This is a genomic window from Streptomyces sp. NBC_01431 (genome assembly GCF_036231355.1).
Lineage (GTDB): Bacteria > Actinomycetota > Actinomycetes > Streptomycetales > Streptomycetaceae > Streptomyces.
Genome location: NZ_CP109496.1, coordinates 5,890,968 through 5,913,475, shown reverse-complemented (window position 1 = coordinate 5,913,475; position 22,508 = coordinate 5,890,968). Strand labels below are relative to the sequence as shown.

Sequence of the window (22,508 nt, the reverse complement as noted above, 5' to 3'; positions counted from 1 at the left end):
GTCAGGTCAAGCAGGGATCAGTGGTGGCCGTGGCCGCTCGTGATCTCTTCGTACTCCTGGGCCGTCGGCTTGGGGATCTGGTTCCCCTCGCCGTAGTAGCCCTTGCTGAGCTTGGCGCGCAGCTTCTGCGTCCGCGAGATCTTGCGGGCGACACCGTTCTCGTCGACCGCAGGACCGATCTCGGCCGGCTTGTACTGCTCGTGCGCGGTGAGCTTGTAGCGCGCACCGGCGTCCAGCGGCTCGTGGACCTCGATGAACTCACCGTGCGGCAGCCGCTTGATGATGCCGGACTCGCGTCCGTGCAGCACCTTCTCCGCGTCGCGCCGCTGCAGACCCAGGCAGATCCGCTTGGTGGCGATGAACGCGAGGACCGGTGCGACGAAGAACGAGATCCGGACGAACCAGGTGATGACGTTGATCGACAGGTGGAAGTGGGTCGCCCAGAGGTCGTTTCCACCACCCACGAGCAGCACCATGTACCAGGTGATCCACGCGACGCCGAACGCGGTACGCGTCGGAGCGTTGCGCGGCCGGTCCGCGATGTGGTGCTCGCGCTTGTCCCCGGTGATCCAGGACTCGATGAACGGGTAGACCGCGATGGTCGCCAGGACCAGCGGGAAGATCATCAGCGGGATGAACACACCCAGGACCAGCGTGTGGCCCCACACGTTGATCTCCCAGCCCGGCATGACACGGATCAGGCCTTCGGAGAAGCCCATGTACCAGTCGGGCTGTGCACCGGTGGACACCTGGTCCGGACGGTAGGGGCCGATCGCCCAGATCGGGTTGATCGTGGCGATCGCCGCGACGGCCGCGATGACACCGAAGACCAGGAAGAAGAAGCCTCCGGCCTTGGCCATGTACACCGGGAGCAGCGGCATGCCGACGACGTTCTTGTTCGTACGTCCCGGGCCCGCGAACTGGGTGTGCTTGTGGTAGAAGACCAGGATCAGGTGAGCCACCATCAGGCCGAGCATGATGCCCGGCAGCAGCAGGATGTGGATCGAGTAGAACCGGGCCACGAAGTCCCCGCCGGGGAACTCGCCACCGAACAGGAAGAACGAGATGTACGTGCCGACGACCGGCATGGAGAGGATCGCGCCCTCCATGAACCGGACACCGGTGCCGGAGAGCAGGTCGTCCGGGAGCGAGTAACCGGTGAAGCCGGTGAACATGCCCAGGACGAACAGCAGGAAGCCGAACAGCCAGTTGACCTCACGCGGCTTGCGGAAAGCACCCGTGAAGAACACGCGCATCATGTGCACGAACATGCCGGCGAGGAAGATCAGCGCCGCCCAGTGGTGGATCTGCCGGATCAGCAGACCACCGCGCACATCGAAGCTGATGTGCATGGTCGAGTTGAACGCCTCGGACATGCTCATGCCCTGGAGCGGTACGTACGAGCCGTCGTAGACGACCTCGTTCATGCTCGGGTGGAAGAACAGCGTCAGATACACACCCGTGAGGATGATGATGATGAAGCTGTACATGCAGATCTCGCCGAGCATGAAGGACCAGTGGTCCGGGAAGATCTTGCGCATGTTGGCCTTGGCCAGGGAGTAGATCCCGAGCCGGCCGTCCGCCCAGTCCGCGATCCGCTCACCGGCGGGCGCTTCGCGCCGTGCGTCTGTCGTGGTGCTCATCCGCGCTCCCAGAAGGCAGGACCGACGGGCTCTTCGAAGTCGCCGAGCGCTTCGAGGTAACCCTCGTCATTCACACCGATCCGCAGCTGCGGAAGGGCGTGACCGGCCGGGCCGAAGATGACGCGGGCGCCGTCGGAGAGGTCGAAGGTGGACTGGTGGCACGGGCAGAGCACGTGGTGCGTCTGCTGCTCGTATAGGGAGATCGGGCAACCGACGTGGGTGCAGATCTTCGAGTACGCGACGATGCCCTGGTGCGACCATTCGAGCTCGCGCTTGTCCTTGATGTCCTCCGGCTTGATCCGGACGAGCATCAGGGCGGCCTTGGCGATCTGCGTCTGGAAGTCGTGCGCGCTCTCCTCCAGGCCCTCGGGCTTGGCGAAGGTGAGCGAACCGATCGTCAGGTCCTCAGGACGCAGCGGCTCGTTGGTGTTCATGTTGATCAGGGCCTTGCCCTTGGTCCACATGGTGTGCCGCAGCTTGTCCTCGGGCAGCGTGCCCAGGTCGCGCAGCAGCATCACACCGGAGAGCGGAACCATGGCCAGCGCACCGAACATGGTGTTGCGGATCAGCTTGCGCCGTCCGAAACCGGACTCGGCCGCGCCCTGTCGGAAGTCGGCCAGGACCTGCGCCTTGACCTCCGGCGGGGCCGCGATCTCGTGACGCTCGGCCGGCATCTCGACGTCCGACATCAGGGTGCGGGCCCAGTGGACCGCGCCCGCGCCGATGCAGAACAGCGCGACGCCCAGGGTCAGACCCAGGGAGAAGTTCAGCGCGCTGACGTGCCCGATCGGGAAGACGTAGATGATCTTGTCGGACGGGAACGTCACGTACGAGGCGATGAAGGCGACCGTCGCGAGCATCGACAGGAGGAACATGAACGCGACCGCGCGCTCGGAACGCTTGGCCGCCCGCTCGTCGATGTCCTGGATGCGCGGCTTGTGGGCCGGCAGTCCCGGGTCGGCGAACGGGTCCTGCGCCGTCTCTACCGCGCCGTGCGCGGATGCCTGCGCTTCGGGCAGGTTCTCGGAATTCTCTTGGCTACTCATGACTTCTTGGCCTTAGCGGTGTGGGCCGCGACCCAGATGGCTACTGCGATGAGGGCACCCAGACCGAAGATCCAGCCGAACAGACCCTCACTGACCGGGCCGAGCCCGCCCAGCTTGAGCCCACCCGGGCTCGGGGTCTCGTCGCTGTTGACCGCGTGCAGGTAGGCGATGATGTCCTGCTTCTGCTTCTGCGGCATCGTCGTGTCCGGGAAGGACGGCATGTTCTGCGGGCCGGTCTGCATGGCCTCGTAGATGTGCTTGGGGTCCACGTCCGCCAGGCTGGGGGCGAACTTGCCGTTGGTCAGGGCACCGCCCTCACCCGTGACGTTGTGGCACTGGGAGCAGTTGGTGCGGAACAGCTCGCCACCCTTGGCGATGTCCGCTCCGTTCGGGTTGTACTGCTCCTTGGTCGGCGCGATGGGGCCGGCGCCGAGCGAGGCGACGTACGCCGAGAGCTGGTCGATCTCGCTCTGCGAGTAGATGACCTTCTTCTTCGGCACCTGCGCGCCGGGCTGCTGCGCCGGCATGCGGCCGGTGCCGACCTGGAAGTCCACGGCGGCCGAGCCGACGCCGACGAGGGACGGGCCGTCAGAGGTGCCCTGGCCGCCGGTTCCGTGGCAGCTGGCGCAGCCGACGGAGTAGAGCTTCTTGCCCTCGTCGATGGCGAGGGACTGGGCGGTTTCGTCAGCCTGTGCCTTGCCCGCGGGCGCGAACGCGGCGTACAGCCCCCCGGTGGCCGCCAGCGCGAGGAGTAGGACGACGACCGCCGCCAGCGGATGGCGTCGTCGTGCGGAGAGCTTTTTCACGGATTACCCCGGTGTCAGGATCTTCTGCGTCGATGCTGGATGTGGTGCGGACCTACGGGCCCGGGTTACTGGATCAGGTAGATCGTGGCGAAGAGGCCGATCCAGACGACATCGACGAAGTGCCAGTAATAGGACACGACGATGGCGGCTGTCGCCTGCTCATGGGTGAACCTCTTGGCCGCGTACGTCCTGCCGAGAACCAGCAGGAAGGCGATCAGACCGCCCGTCACATGCATGCCGTGGAAGCCGGTCGTCAGATAGAACACCGAGCCGTACGGATCGGAGGACAGCGAGAGGCCGTCCTTCTTGACCAGCTCGGTGTACTCGAAGACCTGGCCGCCGATGAAGATCGCGCCCATCACGAACGTGATGATGAACCAGGTGCGGAGCTTCTTCACATCGCCCCGCTCTGCGGCGAAGACGCCGAGCTGGCAGGTGAGGGAGGAGAGCACCAGGATCGTGGTGTTGGTCGCCGAGAACGGAAGGTTCAGGGACGAGGCCATCTCTGACCAATGCGCGGCACCCGTTACCGATCGCAGAGTGAAGTACATCGCGAAGAGGGCCGCGAAGAACATCAGCTCGGAACTCAACCAGATGATGGTTCCGACGCTGGTGAGGTTCGGCCGATTGACCGACGGGTGCGCGTGCCCGGTTTCTACTGTCGTTGCTGTCGCCACGACCGACATTATGTCGGTCGCTTATCCCGCCCTCACTCCGGGGGGTGCCGTTCGGTGTGTCAGCCGCGTATGCAGGGCCCGAACGGCCCATCGAAGGGCTGTCCGAACCGGTGTTGACGGGCAGTCGGACGGAGTAGCATCCGCGCATCGGTTCATGACCCAACGCCGGCCGACCCGCCGGACCTTCGGAGGATCCATGCAGTCGAGCGCCACCGTTCTGGTCTACAGCGACGACGCGAACACCCGGGCCCAGGTGCGGCTCGCGGCCGGGCGCAGGCCCGCCTCGGACGTGCCGCCGGTCGAGTTCCTGGAGTGCGCGACGCTGCCGGCGGTCCTCAAGGAGCTGGACCGCGGCGGCATCGACGTCTGCGTCCTGGACGGCGAGGCGGTGCCGGCGGGCGGCATGGGGGTGTGCCGGCAGCTCAAGGACGAGATCTTCCAGTGTCCTCCGGTGCTGCTCCTCATGGGCCGCCCGCAGGACGCCTGGCTGGCCACCTGGAGCCGCGCGGACGCCGCGGTGACACTTCCGGTCGAACCCGTCGAATTCGCCGAGACGCTGACCTCCCTGCTGCGCAAGCGGCTTGCCGTGGGTGCCTGAGCTCACACTCCGGGCCGCAGCCGGGCGGAGTTCACTCGCTTCTGCCCGGCCTTGATGTCGTCCTGCAGGACGCTGCCCTCGCGCCACTCGTCCCACGACAGGTTCCAGTCGCCGAAGCCGTTGTCGAAGGGCGTCATGTCCTCGCCGATGCTGTTGACGACCTTGACGATGTCGCCCTCGTTGATGTTCTCGAAGAACCACGCCGCGTTGCCCGTGCTCATGCCCGTACAGCCGTGGCTGACGTTCGCCGAGCCCTGCGAGCCGACCGACCAGGGCGCGGCGTGCACGTACTCGCCGCTCCAGGTGACCCGCGTCGCGTAGTAGACGGGCAGGTCATAGCCGTCCGAGCTGCTCGACGAGATGCCCACGGTCTCCCCGCGCATACGTACGAAGTACTGCTTGCCCAGGACGACCTTGACGCCGTTGCGGGTGGAGTATCCGGGCTTTCCGGTGGTGACCGGAATGGTGTTGATCACTTCTCCGTTGCGCTTGACCGTCATGTAGTGACCGGCCGCATCCGTGATGGCTTCGACGCGGTCGCCGGTGGTGATCTTCAGGGGCTTGCCGGGGCCGCCGTACAGCTTGTCGGCGATCTTCACGCCCTCCAGGTTGGAGTGGACGTTGATGGTGGCGTGGGTGGGCCAGTACTCCTTGGGGCGGTAGTGCAGGACCTTGTCGCCCACCCAGTACCACTGGCCCTCCACCTTGGGCGTGGACTCGACGATCAGGGCGTGTTCGACGATCGCGCGGGCCTTCTTGTCCTTGACCGGCTTGCTGAGTTCCGCGGTGATGGGCTGACCGACGCCGTACTGGCCCGCGTCCGGGCCGAATTCGACCTCCACGGCGTCCTTGACCGCCGCTGTGTCGAACGTCAGGGTGCGCAGCCCAGGAGAGCCGTCCTCGTTTTCCGTGGAGACCTTGACCGTGTAGTGCGCGCCGGCGACCAGCGGGGCGGTGGAGTGCCAGCGGCTGCCGTCGGCGGCCAGTTCGCCCGCCAGGAAGCGTCCGTTGCCGTCGACGGCCGTGACGTCGGTCAGGCGGCTGTCCTTGCCCGTGGCAGTGACCTCCAACGGCTTGCCCGGATCCGCCTTCTGACTGCCCGCGGGGCCGTTGTAGGCAACCTGCCCGGCCGCGTCGTAAGGCTTGGCGGAGAGCGGGTTGGTGGTTGGCCCGCCGCACCCCGTCGCCCCCACACCGAGGGACAGGACCAGCAGGGTGCAGCTCAGTACGGTGCGGATACGCGGTGCGTGGCTCATGACCACACGGTATGAAGATTCGTCAGTTCCGGCGCGCGGGGTGACTGCAAAAGAGGGGCCCGCCATCTCGTACGTGAGATGGCGGGCCCCTCTTGGCGCGGTGCGGCGGGCGAAACCTACTGGTTCTGGTTCTCGCCGCGGTAGTACTCGAACACCCAGCCGTAGAGACCGATCAGGATCAGCGGTGCCGAGAAGTACAGCAGCCACCAGCCCATCGCGATCGCGAGGAAGGCCAGGGCGCCGCCGATGGCGAGCGAGAGCGGCTGCCAGGAGTGCGGCGAGAAGAAGCCGACCTCACCGGCGTCGTCCGCGACGTCGGCCTCCTTGTCGTCCTGGGCACCCACGTCGACCCGCCGGGCCGTGAAGGCCAGGTAGAAGCCGATCATGACGCTCAGGCCGAAGGCCATGACGAGCGCGGTGGTTCCGGCCGCTTCCTTCGACCACACGCCGTACACGACGGCCATGATCAGGATGAAGGCGGACAGCCACAGGAACATCTTGCCCTGGATCTTCACTTCCCGGCCTCCTTGCCACCGGCGAGCATCTTGTCACCGTGGACGTCGCCGTGGTTCTCGAGCTGGTCGAGAGCCGCGATCTCCGGGTGGTGCAGGTCGAAGGCCGGCGATTCGGAGCGAATGCGCGGCATCGTGAGGAAGTTGTGCCGCGGCGGCGGGCAGGAGGTCGCCCACTCCAGCGAACGGCCGTAGCCCCACGGGTCGTCGACCTCGATCTTCTTGCCGTACTTGGCGGTCTTCCAGACGTTGTAGAAGAACGGCAGGATCGACAGACCGAGCAGGAACGAGGAGATCGTCGAGATGGTGTTCAGGGCGGTGAAGCCGTCCGCCGCCAGGTAGTCGGCGTAACGACGCGGCATGCCCTCGACACCCAGCCAGTGCTGCACCAGGAACGTGCCGTGGAAGCCCACGAACAGCGTCCAGAAGGTGATCTTGCCGAGTCGCTCGTCCAGCATCTTTCCGGTGAACTTCGGCCACCAGAAGTGGAATCCGGAGAACATCGCGAAGACCACGGTGCCGAAGATGACGTAGTGGAAGTGCGCGACGACGAAGTACGAGTCGGAGACGTGGAAGTCCATCGGCGGCGAGGCCAGGATGACGCCGGTCAGACCACCGAAGGTGAAGGTGATCAGGAAGCCGACGGCCCACAGCATGGGCGTCTCGAAGGACAGTGAGCCCTTCCACATCGTGCCGATCCAGTTGAAGAACTTCACACCCGTTGGCACGGCGATGAGGAACGTCATGAAGGAGAAGAACGGCAGGAGCACGCCACCGGTGACGTACATGTGGTGCGCCCACACGGTCACGGACAGACCCGCGATCGCGATGGTCGCGCCGATCAGGCCCGAGTAGCCGAACATCGGCTTTCTCGAGAACACTGGGATCACTTCGGAAATGATTCCGAAGAATGGCAACGCGATGATGTACACCTCTGGATGGCCGAAGAACCAGAAGAGGTGTTGCCACAGGAGCGCGCCGCCGTTACTGGAGTCAAAGACATGCGCACCGAACTTGCGGTCCGCCTCCAGGGCGAACAGCGCGGCCGCCAGGACCGGGAAGGCCAGCAGGACCAGCACACCGGTCAGCAGGACGTTCCACACGAAGATCGGCATCCGGAACATCGTCATGCCAGGGGCGCGCATGCAGATGATCGTGGTGATGAAGTTGACCGAGCCGAGGATCGTGCCGAAGCCGGAGAAGGCCAGACCCATGATCCACATATCGGCGCCGATACCCGGCGAGCGGACCGCGTCCGACAGCGGGCTGTAGGCGAACCAGCCGAAGTCCGCCGCGCCCTGCGGGGTGAGGAAGCCACCGACCGCGATGGTCGAGCCGAACAGGTAGAGCCAGTAGGCGAACATGTTCAGCCGCGGGAACGCCACGTCGGGCGCGCCGATCTGCAGCGGCATGATCCAGTTCGCGAATCCGGCGAACAGCGGCGTCGCGAACATCAGCAGCATGATCGTGCCGTGCATCGTGAACGCCTGGTTGAACTGCTCGTTCGACATGATCTGCGTGCCGGGACGGGCGAGTTCGGCGCGCATGAAGAGCGCCATGATGCCGCCGATGCAGAAGAACGCGAACGACGTGACCAGGTACATCGTGCCGATCGTCTTGTGATCAGTGGTGGTCAACCACTTGATGACGACGTTTCCCGGCTGCTTGCGCCGGACCGGCAGCTCGTTCTCGTACGAGTCGTCTGCTGCCGCGGCACCCTGAGATTCGTTGAGGATGCTCACAGTTTGTTCGTCTCCGCGTTCTTGGCGGGGTCGGTCTGAGCGATGCCCGCCGGCACGTAGCCGGTCTGGCCCTTCGCCGCCAGCTCCTTGAGGTGCTGCTGGTAGCGCTCGGGGGAGACGACCTTCACGTTGAAGAGCATGCGCGAGTGGTCGACGCCGCAGAGCTCGGCGCACTTGCCCAGGAAGGTGCCTTCCTGGTTCGGCGTGACCTCGAAGGAGTTGGTGTGCCCCGGGATGACGTCCATCTTCATGAGGAACGGCACCACCCAGAAGTCGTGGATGACGTCGCGCGAGGTCAGCACGAAGCGGACCTTCTCGCCGATCGGCAGCCACAGGGTCGGGCCCGGGTTGTTGGTCTGCGGGTTACGCATGCCGGGGATACCGACGTCGTAGACACCGCCCGCGTTCGCCGGGAAAGCCGTCTTGAAGCGATCCGCGATCCCGGCCAGGTTCTTGTCCGTCTTGGCGTCACCCTTAACACCGGGCACGTCCTCGATGTAGTTGAAGCCCCAGCTCCACTGATAGCCGACCACGTTGATGGTGTGGGGGGGCTTCGGGGTGAGCTCAAGGAGCTTCGACTCGTCGCGTGCGGTGAAGTAGAAGAGCACCGAAACGATGATGAGCGGTACCACGGTGTACAGCGCCTCGATGGGCATGTTGTACCGGGTCTGCGGGGGTACCTCGACCTTGGTGCGGCTGCGCCGGTGGAAGATGACGCTCCACAGGATCAGGCCCCAGACCAGCACGCCCGTGGCGAGCGCTGCCGCCCACGAGCCCTGCCAGAGGGACAGAATCCTGGGACCCTCTTCCGTCACCGGAGTGGGCATACCAAGTCGAGGGAAGTCTTTCCAGTTGTACGAGCAACCGGATGCTGTCGCCAGGACCAGGCCCGCAGTCAGCACCTGCGGCAGCTTCCGCCGCATCGGGCGCCGCGACGAGCGGTCGGAGCCGTTGGGACTCACGTAGCGCCTTCCCGAGAGTCTCGCCCGCGCTGGTCGGCTACGGCCGTCTCGCTGGTCGGTCGCCGCCCTGGCACGCGGGCAGGGGTTTGGATGTTTATGCGGACCAAACCCTACTGGACGCTATTTGGGGTCGCGCGGGGAGGGTGCCCAACGCGCCGTCCGAGTCCCCGAAGGGGTGGGGTGCCGGTGGAATCCCGGCCTCCGGGCGCCATCTGACGACCCCTCGCCCCGGCCCTCGGGCCGTGCCCGGCCGGCCGGGGTTAGCGTGGCCCGGTGCCCTACTTCGACGCGGCCTCCTCCGCACCCCTGCACCCCGTCGCCCGCCAGGCCCTGCAAGCCTCCCTGGACGAGGGCTGGGCCGATCCGGCCCGGCTCTACCGGGAGGGACGGCGGGCCAGGCTGCTGCTCGACGCGGCGCGGGAGGCCGCCGCGGACGCCGTCGGCTGCCGTCCGGACGAGCTCAGCTTCACCAGTTCGGGGACCAGCGCGGTGCACACCGGAATTTACGGATCCTTGTCCGGGCGTCGGCGTGTCGGGCGGCATCTGGCGGTGTCGGCGGTCGAGCACTCCTCGGTCCTGCATGCCGCGGCCGCCCATGAGGCGGCCGGTGGTTCGGTGACCGAGGTGCCGGTGGACCGTACCGGCCGGGTCTCCCCCGAGACGTATGCCGCGGCCCTGCGCCCCGACACCGCGCTCGCCTGCCTCCAGTCCGCCAACCACGAGGTGGGCACGCTCCAGCCGGTGGCCGAAGTGGCCGAGGCGTGCCGGGCGGCCGGGGTGCCGCTGCTCGTGGACGCGGCGCAGTCGCTGGCCTGGGGGCGGGTCGAGGGCACCTGGTCGATGCTCGTGGCGAGCGCGCACAAATGGGGCGGACCGGCCGGAGTCGGGCTTCTCGCGGTGCGCAAAGGCGTCCGGTTCTCCCCTCAAGGGCCCGCGGACGAGCGGGAGTCGGGGCGCGCGGCCGGCTTCGAGAACATTCCGGCGATCGTGGCGGCGGCCGCTTCGCTGCGCGCCGTACGGGCCGGGGCCGCGGCCGAGGCGGAGCGGCTGCGGGGGCTGGTGGACCGGATCCGCGCCCGGGTCGCGGAGCTGGTGCCGGATGTGGAGGTGGTCGGCGATCCGCTGCGGCGGCTGCCGCATCTGGTCACCTTCTCCTGTCTCTATGTCGACGGAGAGACCCTGCTGCACGAGCTCGACCGGGCTGAATTCTCCGTTTCATCCGGTTCGTCCTGCACCAGCAGCACCCTGACGCCCAGCCATGTGCTGCGCGCGATGGGGGTGCTGAGCGAGGGAAACGTCCGGGTGTCGCTTCCCACCGGCACGCCGGAGCAGGAGGTCGACCGTTTTCTGGGGGTGCTGCCGGAGGTGGTCGCGTCCGTGCGGACCAGACTGGGCGCACCGGTCGCGTCCGCCGGGGCCGCCGACGCGCAGGAGTTCGTGGTGGACTCGCTCGGCAAGCTCTGCCCGATCCCGGTGATCGAGCTCGCGAAGGCGATCGGGAACGTACCGGTGGGCGGCGTCGTGACGGTCCTCGCCGACGACGAGGCGGCCCGGCTCGACATCCCGGCGTGGTGCGAGATGCGGGGGCAGGAGTACGCCGGGGAGCACCCGGTGGCGGGTGGAACCGCCTACCGGGTGCGCCGTACGAGCTGAGTACTACTGGAGGTGGGCCCGCACCTCGGCGGCGGCCTCCTCGCCGTACGCCTTGGTGAACCGGTCCATGAAGTGGGCGCGGCGCAGCGTGTACTCCTGGGTGCCCAGCGTCTCGATGACCAGGGTGGCCACCATGCAGCCGAGCTGGGCGGCGCGCTCGTGTCCGACGCCCCAGGACAGACCCGTGAGGAACCCGGCGCGGAACCCGTCGCCCACGCCCGTCGGGTCGACCTTGGCCTCCTCCTCGGGGACGCCCACGACGATCGGCTCGGCGCCGGCCTTCTCGATGCGCACCCCGCGCGAGCCGAGGGTGGTGACCCGGTGGCCGACCTTGGCGAGGATCTCCTCGTCGCTCCACCCGGTCTTGTTCTCGATGAGCCCCTTCTCGTACTCGTTGGAGAAGAGGTACGTCGCGCCTTCGAGCAGGGTGCGGATGTCGTCGCCGGACATGCGGACGATCTGCTGCGAGAAGTCGGCCGCGAAGGGGATGCTCCGCGCCTTGCACTCCTCGGTGTGGCGGAGCATCGCCTCGGGGTCGTCCGCGCTGATCAGCACGAGGTCGAGGCCGCCCACGCGGTCGGCGACCGCTTTCAGTTCGATCTGGCGGGCCTCGCTCATCGCGCCCGTGTAGAAGGAGCCGATCTGGTTGTGGTCGGCGTCGGTGGTGCACACGAAGCGGGCGGTGTGCAGGACCTCGGAGATCCGCACCGACCCGGTGTCGACGCCGTGGCGGTCGAGCCAGGCGCGGTACTCGTCGAAGTCGGAACCTGCCGCGCCGACCAGGATCGGGTTGCCGCCGAGCTGGCCCATGCCGAAGCAGATGTTGGGACCGACACCGCCACGGCGCACGTCGAGGTTGTCGACCAGGAAGGAGAGGGAGACCGTGTGCAGCTGATCGGCGACCAGCTGGTCGGTGAATCGGCCGGGGAAGGTCATGAGGTGGTCGGTGGCGATGGAGCCGGTGACTGCGATACGCACGGCGGGGGCGCTCCTGGGAAGGGACGGCGTTGACAGTTCACGCTACCGGGTCGGGAATGCGCGGCCGACGGGAAGAAACTACCCAATAGTAGGTCTTTCTGCGCATGCTTCCGGTGCGTACGGTGCGAAGCATGGAAACCACGATGAACAGTGGAGCTGTCGGGACGGCCGATCCGGGTCTGGAGGAGCTGCGCGGCGACTGCGCGCGGATGGCTCCGCACTGGGTCGTTCCGACGAAGGCCGCTCCGGCGCCCGTGAGGCCGTCTCTGATCCACGGTGTGACGGTTCCGTCCTCGTCGGTACGCCTGATCGCGGACATGTCCGAATACGGGGACTGAAACGGCCTGATCTCACGGGTGCGGCGCACGGAGGGAACCGTGCGCTCCCCCACTCCGTCCAAGTGGCGTCCCTCGTAAAGGGGATGCGGGATACGACTGGACAGGAGCGATCTGGTGAGCAGCGAGCACACGCAGGACGAACCCCGACAGCGGCGTTCGCGGCGGTCTCCCTTGATCCTCGCCGGGGTCGCCGTGGCCGTACTGGCCGCGGGCGGCGGCGGGGCGTACTGGGCATCGACGGCGTCCTCCGGCGGTGGCAGCACGTCGCCCGGAGCGGACGGCGCGCCGCCGCCGCTCGCCCTGGACAGTGCGCCCGGCGGCGGGGGCACCGGCGGGCCGAGGGGGATCGCGCCGGGAGAGCCCGACCCGAACGGCGTGGTCTACAAGGCCTCGGGCCCGCTGCCCTCGGGCCCCGGCAAGGCAGCCGTCTACCGGCCGCGCGGCACGGTCGGCGAGGCGGAGGTGACCCGGCTGGCGCGGGCGCTCGGGATCGACGGCGCGGTGCGGCTCGAAGGCACCACCTGGAAGGCCGGAGTGACCAAGGACAGCTCGGGGCCCTCTCTGACGGTCAATCAGAATGCGCCGGGCGCCTGGACGTTCGCACGCTACGGCAGCGGCGGCTCGGACAACTGCCCCAAGGGCAAGATGTGTCCGATGCACAGCACGGGAGCGGATCCCGGCACCCCCGCCCCGGTGAGCGAGCAGGAGGCGAAGGCGGCGGCGGCTCCGGTCCTCAAGGCACTGGGCCAGGACGACGCCAAGCTGGATGCCGGGCAAGTCCTGGTCTCGGCCCGGGTGGTGAACGCCGATCCGGTCATCGACGGCCTTCCCACCTACGGCTGGACGACCGGGATCCGGGTCGGCCCGGACAGTCAAGTGATCGGCGGCAGCGGGCAGTTGAAGGCGCCGGAGAAGGGCGCCACGTACCCGGTGATCAGTGCGGACGAGACACTGAAGCAGCTGAACAGCCACCCGGGTGAGCAGCCGGGGAGCAAGGACTGCACCGGTCCGGTGCCGCTGACCGCGGACCAGGGCGCCGGGCAGCCGTGCAAGCGGCCCACGCCCTCGACGGTGACCATCGAGGGGGCCACCTTCGGTCTCGCCGCCCAGTTCGTGGACGGCACCCAGACACTCGTGCCGTCGTGGCTGTTCCAGGTGAAGCCGGCGGACGGTGGGCAGGTGTTCACGATCACCGCCCCGGCGGTGGCCCCGCAGTACCTGGTCAAGCCCCCGGCGCCGCCCGGGGCTCCCGTGCCGTCGCCGTCGGGCTCGACCTTGGGCGGTCACGCCCCGGCCCTGGAGTCGTACGCGGTCACCCCGGACGGACACACCCTGACCGTGACGTTCTGGGGCGGGGTGTGCAGTGCGTACCGGGCGAGCGCCGACGAGAGCGGCGGCGGGGTGCGGGTCACGGTGACCGGCAAGGTCCGCGACCCGAAGAAGATGTGCGTCGCCCTTGCCAAGCAGCAGACGGTCACGGTCGAGCTGAACCAGCCGCTCGGGGCACGCCAGGTGGTGGACGCGGACACCGGCAAGGAACTGCCCAAGAAGTAGCGCGGAACACCTCGGTCCGGCGAAGGCGGGCGCTGCCCGCGAAGCGGCGCCGGGCATGACGAAGGCGGGCGCCCCCTTGACCGGGAGCGCCCGCCTTGCGTCTGCCGCCGGGCCGCATGGCGGCCGGCCGCGCGAGGTCTAGCTGAAGGAGTCGCCGCAGGCGCAGGAGCCCGTCGCGTTCGGGTTGTCGATCGTGAAGCCCTGCTTCTCGATGGTGTCCACGAAGTCGATCGACGCACCGCCCAGGTAGGGAGCGCTCATGCGGTCGGTGACGACCTTGACGCCGTCGAAGTCCTTGACGACATCGCCGTCGAGCGAACGCTCGTCGAAGAACAGCTGGTAGCGCAGGCCGGAGCAGCCGCCGGGCTGAACGGCGACACGCAGCGCCAGGTCGTCCCGGCCTTCCTGCTCAAGGAGGCCCTTGACCTTGGCGGCGGCGGCGTCGGACAGGAGGATGCCGTCGCTCACGGTGGTGGTCTCGTCCGATACGGACATCTGCTTCTCTCCCGGGTTGTACGGAGACTGCTTGCCGACGGTTGCAACCGCAGGGGCCCCGGATTCATTCCGGGGCGGCGCTTGTCTTTCCGTTCCGTCTTCGTGCTCTTCCCTTTCATGCTCGCACACCGGGAGGCAGGCAGGGAAAGGGCTGTGGACAACCTGTTGGCCGGCTCACGCCGGGAGTGGGCGGAGAAGCGGCCGGGAGGCGGGGCCGGAGCGAACACGGAGCGGATGCGTCACATCGACACTATGGCCATCGTCAAAGTGACGTGAAGCGGTTATGATAGATAGCGTCATTTAGACGAAAAGACCTGTCCCCGGCTCGCTGCAGAAAAGAAAGGGTGCGTGACGTGACCACCGCCCAGCCCCGTCAGGACCGCGTCGAACTGGATGTCCAGCCGACGCCGCTCGCCCTGCTGCTGCTCGGCCGCGAGGCCGACCCCAAGAGCGAGCGCGGGGTGGAGTGTCCCGGCGACCTTCCCTCCCCCTCCGACCCGGACCTCGTGGAGCGCGCCCGCGCCGCGAAGGCGAAGCTCGGGGACAAGGTCTTCATCCTCGGCCACCACTACCAGCGCGACGAGGTCATCGAGTTCGCCGACGTGACCGGCGATTCGTTCAAGCTGGCCAAGGACGCGGCCGCCAAGCCCGAGGCCGAGTACATCGTGTTCTGCGGTGTGCACTTCATGGCCGAGTCGGCGGACATCCTGACCGGTGACGACCAGAAGGTCGTCCTTCCCGACCTCGCGGCGGGCTGCTCGATGGCCGACATGGCCACCGCCGAGCAGGTCGCCGAGTGCTGGGACGTACTGACCGAGGCCGGCATAGCCGATCAGGTCGTGCCCGTCTCCTACATGAACTCCTCGGCCGACATCAAGGCGTTCACCGGCAAGCACGGCGGCACGATCTGCACCTCCTCCAACGCCGAGCGCGCCCTGAACTGGGCCTTCGAGCAGGGAGAGCCCGATTCGGCGAAGGTGCTGTTCCTGCCGGACCAGCACCTGGGCCGCAACACCGCGGTGCGCGACCTCGGCATGTCGCTGGAGGACTGCGTGCTCTACAACCCGCACAAGCCGAACGGCGGGCTCACCGTCGAGGAGCTGCGGGGCGCCAAGATGATCCTGTGGCGCGGGCACTGCTCGGTGCACGGCCGCTTCTCGCTGGACTCGGTGAACGACGTGCGCGAGCGGATCCCGGGCGTGAACGTCCTGGTGCACCCCGAGTGCAAGCACGAGGTGGTGGCCGCCGCGGACTACGTTGGCTCCACCGAGTACATCATCAAGGCGCTGGAGGCCGCGCCGCGCGGCTCGAAGTGGGCGATCGGCACCGAGCTGAACCTGGTGCGGCGCCTGGCCAACCGCTTCGCCGCCGAGGACAAGGAGATCGTCTTCCTCGACAAGACGGTCTGCTTCTGCTCGACCATGAACCGCATCGACCTCCCCCACCTGGTGTGGACGCTGGAGTCGCTCGCCGAGGGCAAGCTGATCAACCAGATCCAGGTCGACAAGGAGACCGAGAGCTTCGCGAAGCTGGCCCTGGAGCGGATGCTGGCGCTGCCGTAGCCTCTGGCCCTGGCTTTGGCCCTGGCCCTGGCTCTGGCCCACAGAACGACGGAAGGCCGCCCCCACCGGTGGGGGCGGCCTTCGTCGTACGGGCGCCGGTCAGGCGTTGGCCGGCTCCAGGTGGTCGGAGTCGGCGGGGGCCGAACCCCCGGACTTCCTGGCGCGCTTGGCGGCCTTCTTCGTGGCCTTGCGCTCCTTGCGGAGCTCGACCATCGCGTAGAGGGTCGGGACCAGGAGCAGGGTGAGCAGCGTCGACGTCACCAGACCGCCGATCACCACGACCGCGAGCGGCTGGGCGATGAAGCCGCCCTCGCCGGTGATGCCGAGCGCCATCGGGAGCAGCGCGAAGATGGTCGCGAGCGCCGTCATCAGGATCGGGCGCAGGCGGTGGCGGCCGCCCTCGACGACCGCCTCGACCACCCCGAGGCCCTGCCCGCGGTACTGGTTGATCAGGTCGATCAGGACGATCGCGTTGGTCACCACGATGCCGATCAGCATCAGCATCCCGATCATCGCCGGGACGCCCATCGGGGTGCCGGTGGCTATCAGCAGACCGATCGCGCCGGTCGCCGCGAACGGGATGGAGACCAGCAGGATCAGCGGCTGGATCAGCGACTTGAACGTCGCGACCAGGAGCATGAAGACGATCGCGATCGCCGCCAGCATCGCCAGGCCCAGGTTCTTGAACGCGTCCGACTGGTCGGAGGAGACCCCGCCGATGGAGGCGGTGGCGCCGGCCGGCAGCTTCAGATCCTTGATCTTGGCCTGGAGGTCGGCGCTGACCTTGCCGGTGTTGTCGCCGACCGGCTTGGCGGTGATGGTCGCGGAGCGGGCGCCGTCGATCCGGGTCATCGAGACCGGCCCCGGAACCAGCTTCACGTCGGCGATGTCACCGAGCTTGACCGGGCCGAGGACAAGGTTCTTGAGCTGGTCGACGGTGGTGGCCGGGTTGGCCGAGGTGATGTAGACGTCCCGCTCGGAGTCGCCCATGACCGCCTTGGCGACCTGCGTGCCGCGCACCTGCTGGGCGACGGCCGCGCCGAGCGTGGCCTGGTTGAAGCCCGCGTCGGTCGCCTTGTCGTTGGGCTGCACCGAGACCCGGGGCACGCTCTGCGCCAGGTCGCTCTGGACGTCGCTGACGTCCTTGAGGCTCGCGACCGCTTGGCGGACCTGCTCCGAGGCGTTCTTCAGGACGTCCGCGTCGGCCGCCTTGACGACGACGCTCAGGTCCTGGCTGCCGAAGCCGCCGCCGGTCGAGATGGCCGGGTCGCCCGGCTGGCCCTTGAGGGCCGCTTCGAGACGGTCGTGCGCCTTGTCGTAGTCGTCCGCGTTCTTGAGCGTCACGGTGTACGAGGCCTGGTTGGCGCCGGTGCCGCCGCCGAAGGCCGCCATGAAGCCGGAGGAACCGACGGTGACCTGGTAGCTCTTGACCGCCGGGTCGGCGGCGAGGATCTGCTCGACCTTCTTGGACGCCGCGTCCGCCGCGTCCAGGCTGGTACCGGGGGCCAGCTCCTGCTTGATCGAGAGGGTGTCCTGCTTGCCCTGGTCGAAGAAGTTGGTCTTCAGCAGGCCGGCCATCGCGAACGTACCGATCAGGACGACGGCCGCCAGCAGCACGCTGGTGAGGCGGCGGCGGGTCGCGAAGCGGAGCACCGGGACGTACGTCCGCTGAAGGCGGGACCTGGTCTCCTTCTCCTCCGCCGTGCGGCGCGCCTCGCCCGGGTCGATGCCCGCGATCGCCTTCGGCGCGCGCAGGAACCAGTACGACAGGACCGGGACCACGGTCAACGAGACGAGCAGCGAGGCGAGCAGGGCCGCGGTGACCGTCACACTGAAGGACCCGAAGAGCTCACCGACCATGCCGCCGACCAGACCGATCGGCAGGAACACCGCGACCGTGGTCAGGGTGGAGGACGTGACCGCCCCGGCGACCTCCTTGACCGCGGCGAGGATCGCCGAGTGGCGCTCCTCGCCGTAGCCGAGGTGCCGCTTGATGTTCTCCAGGACCACGATCGAGTCGTCGACGACCCGGCCGATCGCGATCGTCAGCGCGCCCAGGGTGAGCATGTTGAGCGAGTAGTCCCCGATCCACAGCACGACCAGCGCGAGGACCACGGACAGCGGGATGGAGACCGCGGTGACCAGGGTGGAGCGGACCGAGGCCAGGAAGAGCAGGATCACGATCACCGCGAAGAGCAGGCCGAGCGCGCCCTCGGTGGTCAGGCCGGAGATGGCCTTGGAGACCTGCGGGCCCTGGTCCGAGACGACGGTGAGCTCCGCCCCCGAGCCAAGGTCCTTCTTCAGGCCGGGCAGCTTGTCCTTGACGGCCTGGGAGATGGCGACGGCGCTGCCGTCGTGGTCCATGGTGGCCATCACCGCGAGGCTGGGCCTGCCGTTGGTCCGCGTGATGGAGACCCGCTTGGAGGGCTCCTGCTGGACGGTGGCGATGTCGCCGAGGCGAACCGCACCACCCTGGTGCGGCTTGATCCGCAGGTCCTGGATCTGCTTCACGGAGGTGTACGGGCTGCCCACCTGGACCGTACGGCTCTTGCCGTCCTCGGCGAACGAGCCGCCGGGGACGGTCGCGCCGCCCGCCTTCAGGGCGTCGGCGAGCGCCATGGTGTCGAGGCCGGCCGCGGCGAGCTTCTTGGCGTCGGGCGTGACGTTGACCTGGAGGTCCTGGACGCCGTTGACGCTGACCCGGCCGACGCCCTGGATGTCTTCGAGGACCGGGACGACCGTGCGGTCGAGCTGGTCGGCGAGCGCCTGCTGGTCCTTGTCGGAGGTCACCGCCAGCACGACGGCCGGCATGTCGTCGGTGGAGCCGGCCACGACCTGCGGGTCGACCTCCGACGGCAGCTGGTTGCGGGACCGGTTGACGGCCTGCTGGATGTCGGCGACGAGCTGCTTGGTACCGGTGCCGTACTCGAAGGTCGCCATGATCACGGCGTTGCCCTCGGACGCCGTGGACGTGATGCCCTTGACTCCGCTGACGGCCTTGATGTTCTTTTCGAGCGGCTCGACGACCTGCTTCTCGACCACGTCGGGGGACGCGCCCTGGTAGGGGGCGAGCACCGACACCATCGGCAGTTCGATGGTGGGCAGCAATTGCTGCTTCAGCTGCGGAATGGCGATCGCCCCGAAGACGATCGCGACGATCGACGTCAGGCCTATCAGGGCCCGTTGCGCGAGGCTGAATCTGGACAGCCAGGACATGGGTGGGGTCTCTCTTCTGTGGCGTGCGAGCGGCGATACCCAGCAGGAGGGCAGACGGGCCGGACCGTGCCCGGCGGCACATCACCCGGGAAGTCCCGGCCCCCGCTTACCACCCTCGGCCATAGGACGGCCCCGGTTCGTCGCTCCCAGGTGCCTTTCCTTATGCCGCGCATACCGCAGCCGCAGTACGCCGCGCTCCACCCCTCAGTCCACCCGTGGGCGGACCAGTCCCGATTCGTAGGCGATGACCACCAACTGGGCACGGTCGCGGGCGCCCAGTTTGGCCATCGCGCGGTTGACGTGGGTCTTGACGGTGAGCGGGCTGACGGCGAGGCGTTCGGCGATCTCGTCGTTGGAGTGGCCGCCCGCGACCTGGACGAGTACCTCCCGCTCGCGGACCGTGAGCGCGGCAAGCCGTTCGCCGTGTCGCCGCGGGTCCTGGCCGCTGCCGTCCCAACTGCCGCCCTGCGCAAGGAAAGTGGTGATGAGGCCCTTGGTCGCGGCCGGCGAAAGGAGCGCCTCGCCGGCCGCCGCGATCCGGATCGCGCCGAGCAGCTCCTCGGGCTCGGCGCCCTTGCCGAGGAAGCCCGAGGCGCCGGCGCGCAGCGACTGCACGACGTACTCGTCAACCTCGAAGGTCGTCAGCATGACCACGTGGACGGCGGCGAGCGCGGGGTCGGCGGTGATGGCCCGGGTCGCGGCAAGGCCGTCGGTCCCGGGCATCCGGATGTCCATCAGGACGACGTCCGGCATCGTCGCGTGGACCACGTCCACGACCTCCGCGCCGTCGGCCGCCTCCCCCACGACCTTCATGTCGGGTTCGGAGTCCACCAGGACGCGGAACGCCGAACGCAGCAGTGCCTGGTCGTCGGCGAGTACCACCTTGATCGTCATGAACTGCCTTCCCCCTGGGCCTCGCTCCCCGCGGCCTCGACCGGAAGTATCGCCTGCACGCGGAAGCCGCCGCCGTAGCGGGGCCCCGCGGTGCACCTGCCGCCGAGCGCGGTGACGCGCTCGCGCATGCCGAGCAGACCGTGGCCGCCGCCGTCGCTCTCGGCGCCGCCGGCGCCGTTGTCGATGACGGTGATCTCGGCGTTGGGGCCGACCCGCACGACGCTCACCTCGGCCCTGGCTCCGGGCCCCGCGTGCTTGCGCACATTGGTGAGGGCCTCCTGGATCACCCGGTACGCGGCGAGGTCGACGGACGCGGGCAGCGGGGAGTGGTCGGTACGGGCCAGCTCGACGGGCAGCCCCGCGCGCCGGAAGCCGCGGAGCAGGTCGTCGAGGACCGCAAGGCCCGGGGCCGGTTCGGTGGGCGCTGCAGGGTCGCCGGACTGGCGCAACAGGCCGACGGTGGCGCGGAGTTCACCCAATGCGGAGCGGCTCGCCTCGCGGACGTGGGCGAGGGCCTCCTTGGCCTGGTCGGGCCGCTTGTCCATGACGTGGGCGGCGACGCCGGCCTGCACGTTGACGAGGGCGATGTGGTGGGCCACGACGTCGTGGAGGTCGCGGGCGATCCGCAGCCGTTCCTCGGCGACCCGGCGGCGGGCCTCCTCCTCGCGGCCGTGTTCGGCGCGCTCGGCGCGCTCGCGGATGGCGTCGATGAAGGCGCGCCGGCTGCGCACCGCGTCGCCGACGGCCGCGGCGAGGCCGGTCCAGGCGAAGACCCCCAGGTGCTCCTGGGAGTACCAGGGCGGGGCGCCGAAGAGCATCGCCGTACCGGTGAGGACGACGATGGTGAGCACGCCGACCCGGTAGGTGGTGGGGCGGTCGGTGTGGGCGGCGACCGTGTAGAGCGCGACGACGGCGCTCATCGCGACGGGCGCGGGCGGCGCGCCCAGGCACAGCTCGACCGTGGCGAGCGCCCCGGTGCAGGCGAGCACCGGCATGGGCCGGCGCCGCCGCAGGACGAGGGCGGCCGCGGCCAGTGTCATCAGGACGAGTGAGCGGAGCCCCGGCGTACGGGTGCCGAAGGTGGGCCCGTTCGGCCCGTGCGGGTCGGCGAAGGAGCTGACGACCATGCAGAGCAGTACGCCGAAGGCGAGTGCGGCATCGAGGGCCAGGGGGTGCGCCTTGAGCCAGGGACGGGCACGGTCGACGAGGGTCACGGTCACCTACCGTAGAACGCGCCGAAGCCCGCGGCCCGCCCAGCCCGCGAACGGGCCCGGCTGGGCCCCGGATCACCCCGGAACGGGCCCGTCTCAGGCCCGGATCAGCCCGGGATCAAGCCGTCGTCGCCAAGCATGTCCTTGACCTCGTCCAGGGTGGCGTCCGCGGCGGGCAGGATCAGCTCGGACGGCTCCAGCGCCTCGTCGGGCAGCGGCTCGCCCAGGCGGCGGACGGCGTCGAGGAGCGCACCGAGGGTGGTGCGGAAGCCCTCCTCGTCACCGGCCTCCATATGATTGAGGAGGTCGTCGTCGAGTTTGTTGAGCTCGGCGAAGTGGCTGTCCACCAGCTTCACCTGCCCCTCCCCCATGATCCGGACGATCATGAACGTCTCCTGCCGCTCGTCACTGCTTGTCGAAGCGCGGGCTCTGCTGCGGGGCCTTGTCCTGGGGAGCTGCGGCGCCGCCCTCGATGGCCTGCTGGCCGCTTGCTCCGCCACCCATCAGCTCGGCCTTCATCCGCTGCAGTTCCAGCTCTACATCCGTACCACCGGACAGCCGGTCCAGCTCGGTCTGGATGTCGTCCTTGGCGAGCCCCGACTGGTCGTCGAGGGCGCCGGAGGCAAGCAGTTCGTCGATCGCGCCGGCCCGCGCCTGGAGCTGCGCGGTCTTGTCCTCGGCCCGCTGGATGGCGAGGCCGACGTCGCTCATCTCCTCGGAGATGCCGGAGAAGGACTCGGCGATCCGGGTCTGCGCCTGGGCCGCCGTGTAGGTGGCCTTGATCGTTTCCTTCTTCGTACGGAAGGCGTCGACCTTGGCCTGGAGACGCTGGGCCGCAAGGGTGAGCTTCTCCTCCTCGCCCTGGAGGGTCTGGTGCTGCGTCTCCAGGTCGGTGACCTGCTGCTGGAGCGAGGCACGGCGGGACAGGGCCTCGCGGGCCAGGTCCTCACGGCCGAGCGAGAGGGCCTTGCGGCCCTGGTCCTCCAGCTTGGAGGACTGGCTCTGGAGCTGGTTGAGCTGCAGCTCCAGACGCTTGCGGGAGGTCGCCACGTCGGCGACGCCCCGGCGTACCTTCTGGAGCAGCTCCAGCTGCTTCTGGTACGAGTAATCGAGGGTCTCGCGAGGGTCCTCGGCCCGGTCAAGGGCCTTGTTCGCCTTCGCGCGGAAGATCATCCCCATACGCTTCATGACACCGCTCATGGGCTTCGCGCGCCCCCTTCTGACGGACTCCAGCTCCAGCTGCTGCAACAGAACCCACAGTACGGGCCCTGCATCCATTACCGCACTGTTCGGGCAACGATGCGCTCATCCCCAAGGACGACTACGCTCCGCGCCGATCAGGCGCAAGGAGTAGGTGACCCCTGG

20 protein-coding genes are annotated in these 22,508 nt (G+C 68.5%); 5 read left to right on the top strand and 15 right to left on the bottom strand.

Annotation, left to right across the window (positions count from 1 at the left end; translation table 11 throughout):
• Nucleotides 1–17: 17 nt before the first annotated feature.
• From qcrB to ctaE, 4 genes are all read right to left on the bottom strand, one after another.
• Entirely contained in the window at nucleotides 18–1,643 is a 1,626-nt protein-coding gene (qcrB, locus tag OG522_RS26975; protein WP_329465589.1) for a cytochrome bc1 complex cytochrome b subunit, read from the bottom strand.
• Nucleotides 1,640–2,689: a cytochrome bc1 complex Rieske iron-sulfur subunit gene (gene qcrA / locus OG522_RS26970; protein ID WP_329465588.1), complete on the bottom strand. Its 1,050-nt coding sequence runs from the start codon at nucleotides 2,687–2,689 to the stop codon at nucleotides 1,640–1,642. Before qcrA ends, qcrB begins: the two co-directional genes overlap by 4 nt.
• Nucleotides 2,686–3,495, bottom strand: a complete 810-nt coding sequence (gene qcrC, locus OG522_RS26965) for a cytochrome bc1 complex diheme cytochrome c subunit (protein ID WP_329465587.1) — start codon at nucleotides 3,493–3,495, stop codon at nucleotides 2,686–2,688. The genes qcrA and qcrC overlap by 4 nt, the downstream gene beginning before the upstream one ends.
• Before the next feature lie 65 nt (nucleotides 3,496–3,560).
• A complete protein-coding gene (ctaE, locus tag OG522_RS26960) occupies nucleotides 3,561–4,181 on the bottom strand; it encodes an aa3-type cytochrome oxidase subunit III (protein ID WP_329465586.1) in 621 nt (206 codons plus the stop codon).
• A gap of 187 nt (nucleotides 4,182–4,368) precedes the next feature.
• On the opposite strand from ctaE, the gene OG522_RS26955 reads away from it, so the two are divergent.
• On the top strand, nucleotides 4,369–4,770 hold the full coding sequence (locus OG522_RS26955; RefSeq protein WP_329465585.1) for a hypothetical protein: 402 nt from the start codon (nucleotides 4,369–4,371) through the stop codon (nucleotides 4,768–4,770).
• A 2-nt stretch (nucleotides 4,771–4,772) separates the two neighbouring features.
• On the opposite strand, the gene OG522_RS26950 is transcribed toward OG522_RS26955, so the two are convergent.
• From OG522_RS26950 to ctaC, 4 genes are all read right to left on the bottom strand, one after another.
• A complete protein-coding gene (locus tag OG522_RS26950; RefSeq protein WP_329465584.1) occupies nucleotides 4,773–6,026 on the bottom strand; it encodes a L,D-transpeptidase in 1,254 nt (417 codons plus the stop codon).
• A gap of 116 nt (nucleotides 6,027–6,142) precedes the next feature.
• Nucleotides 6,143–6,541, bottom strand: coding sequence for a cytochrome c oxidase subunit 4 (locus OG522_RS26945; RefSeq protein ID WP_329465583.1), 399 nt, complete (start codon nucleotides 6,539–6,541; stop codon nucleotides 6,143–6,145).
• The gene (ctaD, locus tag OG522_RS26940) at nucleotides 6,538–8,280 is read right to left on the bottom strand and encodes an aa3-type cytochrome oxidase subunit I (protein ID WP_329465582.1); all 1,743 of its coding nucleotides are present in this window, start codon (nucleotides 8,278–8,280) and stop codon (nucleotides 6,538–6,540) included. Before ctaD ends, OG522_RS26945 begins: the two co-directional genes overlap by 4 nt.
• The gene (gene ctaC, locus OG522_RS26935; protein WP_329465581.1) at nucleotides 8,277–9,242 is read right to left on the bottom strand and encodes an aa3-type cytochrome oxidase subunit II; all 966 of its coding nucleotides are present in this window, start codon (nucleotides 9,240–9,242) and stop codon (nucleotides 8,277–8,279) included. The genes ctaD and ctaC overlap by 4 nt, the downstream gene beginning before the upstream one ends.
• Before the next feature lie 273 nt (nucleotides 9,243–9,515).
• Here ctaC and OG522_RS26930 point away from each other — a divergent pair, with 273 nt between their 5' ends.
• Nucleotides 9,516–10,895: a cysteine desulfurase/sulfurtransferase TusA family protein gene (locus OG522_RS26930; RefSeq protein ID WP_329465580.1), complete on the top strand. Its 1,380-nt coding sequence runs from the start codon at nucleotides 9,516–9,518 to the stop codon at nucleotides 10,893–10,895.
• A gap of 3 nt (nucleotides 10,896–10,898) precedes the next feature.
• Here OG522_RS26930 and OG522_RS26925 read toward each other — a convergent pair whose 3' ends face one another.
• Nucleotides 10,899–11,873: a carbohydrate kinase family protein gene (locus tag OG522_RS26925; RefSeq protein WP_329465579.1), complete on the bottom strand. Its 975-nt coding sequence runs from the start codon at nucleotides 11,871–11,873 to the stop codon at nucleotides 10,899–10,901.
• Between the two features lie 131 nt (nucleotides 11,874–12,004).
• Between OG522_RS26925 and OG522_RS26920 the strand changes: the two genes are divergently transcribed.
• Entirely contained in the window at nucleotides 12,005–12,211 is a 207-nt protein-coding gene (locus tag OG522_RS26920) for a hypothetical protein (protein WP_329465578.1), read from the top strand.
• 114 nt (nucleotides 12,212–12,325) lie between these two features.
• On the top strand, nucleotides 12,326–13,765 hold the full coding sequence (locus tag OG522_RS26915) for a hypothetical protein (RefSeq protein WP_329465577.1): 1,440 nt from the start codon (nucleotides 12,326–12,328) through the stop codon (nucleotides 13,763–13,765).
• Between the two features lie 138 nt (nucleotides 13,766–13,903).
• Here OG522_RS26915 and OG522_RS26910 read toward each other — a convergent pair whose 3' ends face one another.
• Nucleotides 13,904–14,260, bottom strand: a complete 357-nt coding sequence (locus OG522_RS26910; RefSeq protein ID WP_030933606.1) for a HesB/IscA family protein — start codon at nucleotides 14,258–14,260, stop codon at nucleotides 13,904–13,906.
• 344 nt (nucleotides 14,261–14,604) lie between these two features.
• Between OG522_RS26910 and nadA the strand changes: the two genes are divergently transcribed.
• Nucleotides 14,605–15,822, top strand: coding sequence for a quinolinate synthase NadA (gene nadA, locus OG522_RS26905; protein ID WP_329465576.1), 1,218 nt, complete (start codon nucleotides 14,605–14,607; stop codon nucleotides 15,820–15,822).
• Nucleotides 15,823–15,921: 99 nt separating this feature from the next.
• On the opposite strand, the gene OG522_RS26900 is transcribed toward nadA, so the two are convergent.
• From OG522_RS26900 to OG522_RS26880, 5 genes are all read right to left on the bottom strand, one after another.
• Nucleotides 15,922–19,038 (bottom strand): efflux RND transporter permease subunit, encoded by a 3,117-nt coding sequence (locus OG522_RS26900; protein WP_329465575.1) that lies wholly within the window; start codon nucleotides 19,036–19,038, stop codon nucleotides 15,922–15,924.
• A 204-nt stretch (nucleotides 19,039–19,242) separates the two neighbouring features.
• A complete protein-coding gene (locus OG522_RS26895; RefSeq protein WP_329465574.1) occupies nucleotides 19,243–19,932 on the bottom strand; it encodes a response regulator transcription factor in 690 nt (229 codons plus the stop codon).
• Nucleotides 19,929–21,146, bottom strand: coding sequence for a sensor histidine kinase (locus OG522_RS26890; protein WP_329465573.1), 1,218 nt, complete (start codon nucleotides 21,144–21,146; stop codon nucleotides 19,929–19,931). Before OG522_RS26890 ends, OG522_RS26895 begins: the two co-directional genes overlap by 4 nt.
• A gap of 104 nt (nucleotides 21,147–21,250) precedes the next feature.
• Nucleotides 21,251–21,529: a PspA-associated protein PspAA gene (pspAA, locus tag OG522_RS26885; RefSeq protein ID WP_329465572.1), complete on the bottom strand. Its 279-nt coding sequence runs from the start codon at nucleotides 21,527–21,529 to the stop codon at nucleotides 21,251–21,253.
• A 19-nt stretch (nucleotides 21,530–21,548) separates the two neighbouring features.
• A complete protein-coding gene (locus OG522_RS26880; protein ID WP_329465571.1) occupies nucleotides 21,549–22,343 on the bottom strand; it encodes a PspA/IM30 family protein in 795 nt (264 codons plus the stop codon).
• Nucleotides 22,344–22,508 lie beyond the last annotated feature (165 nt).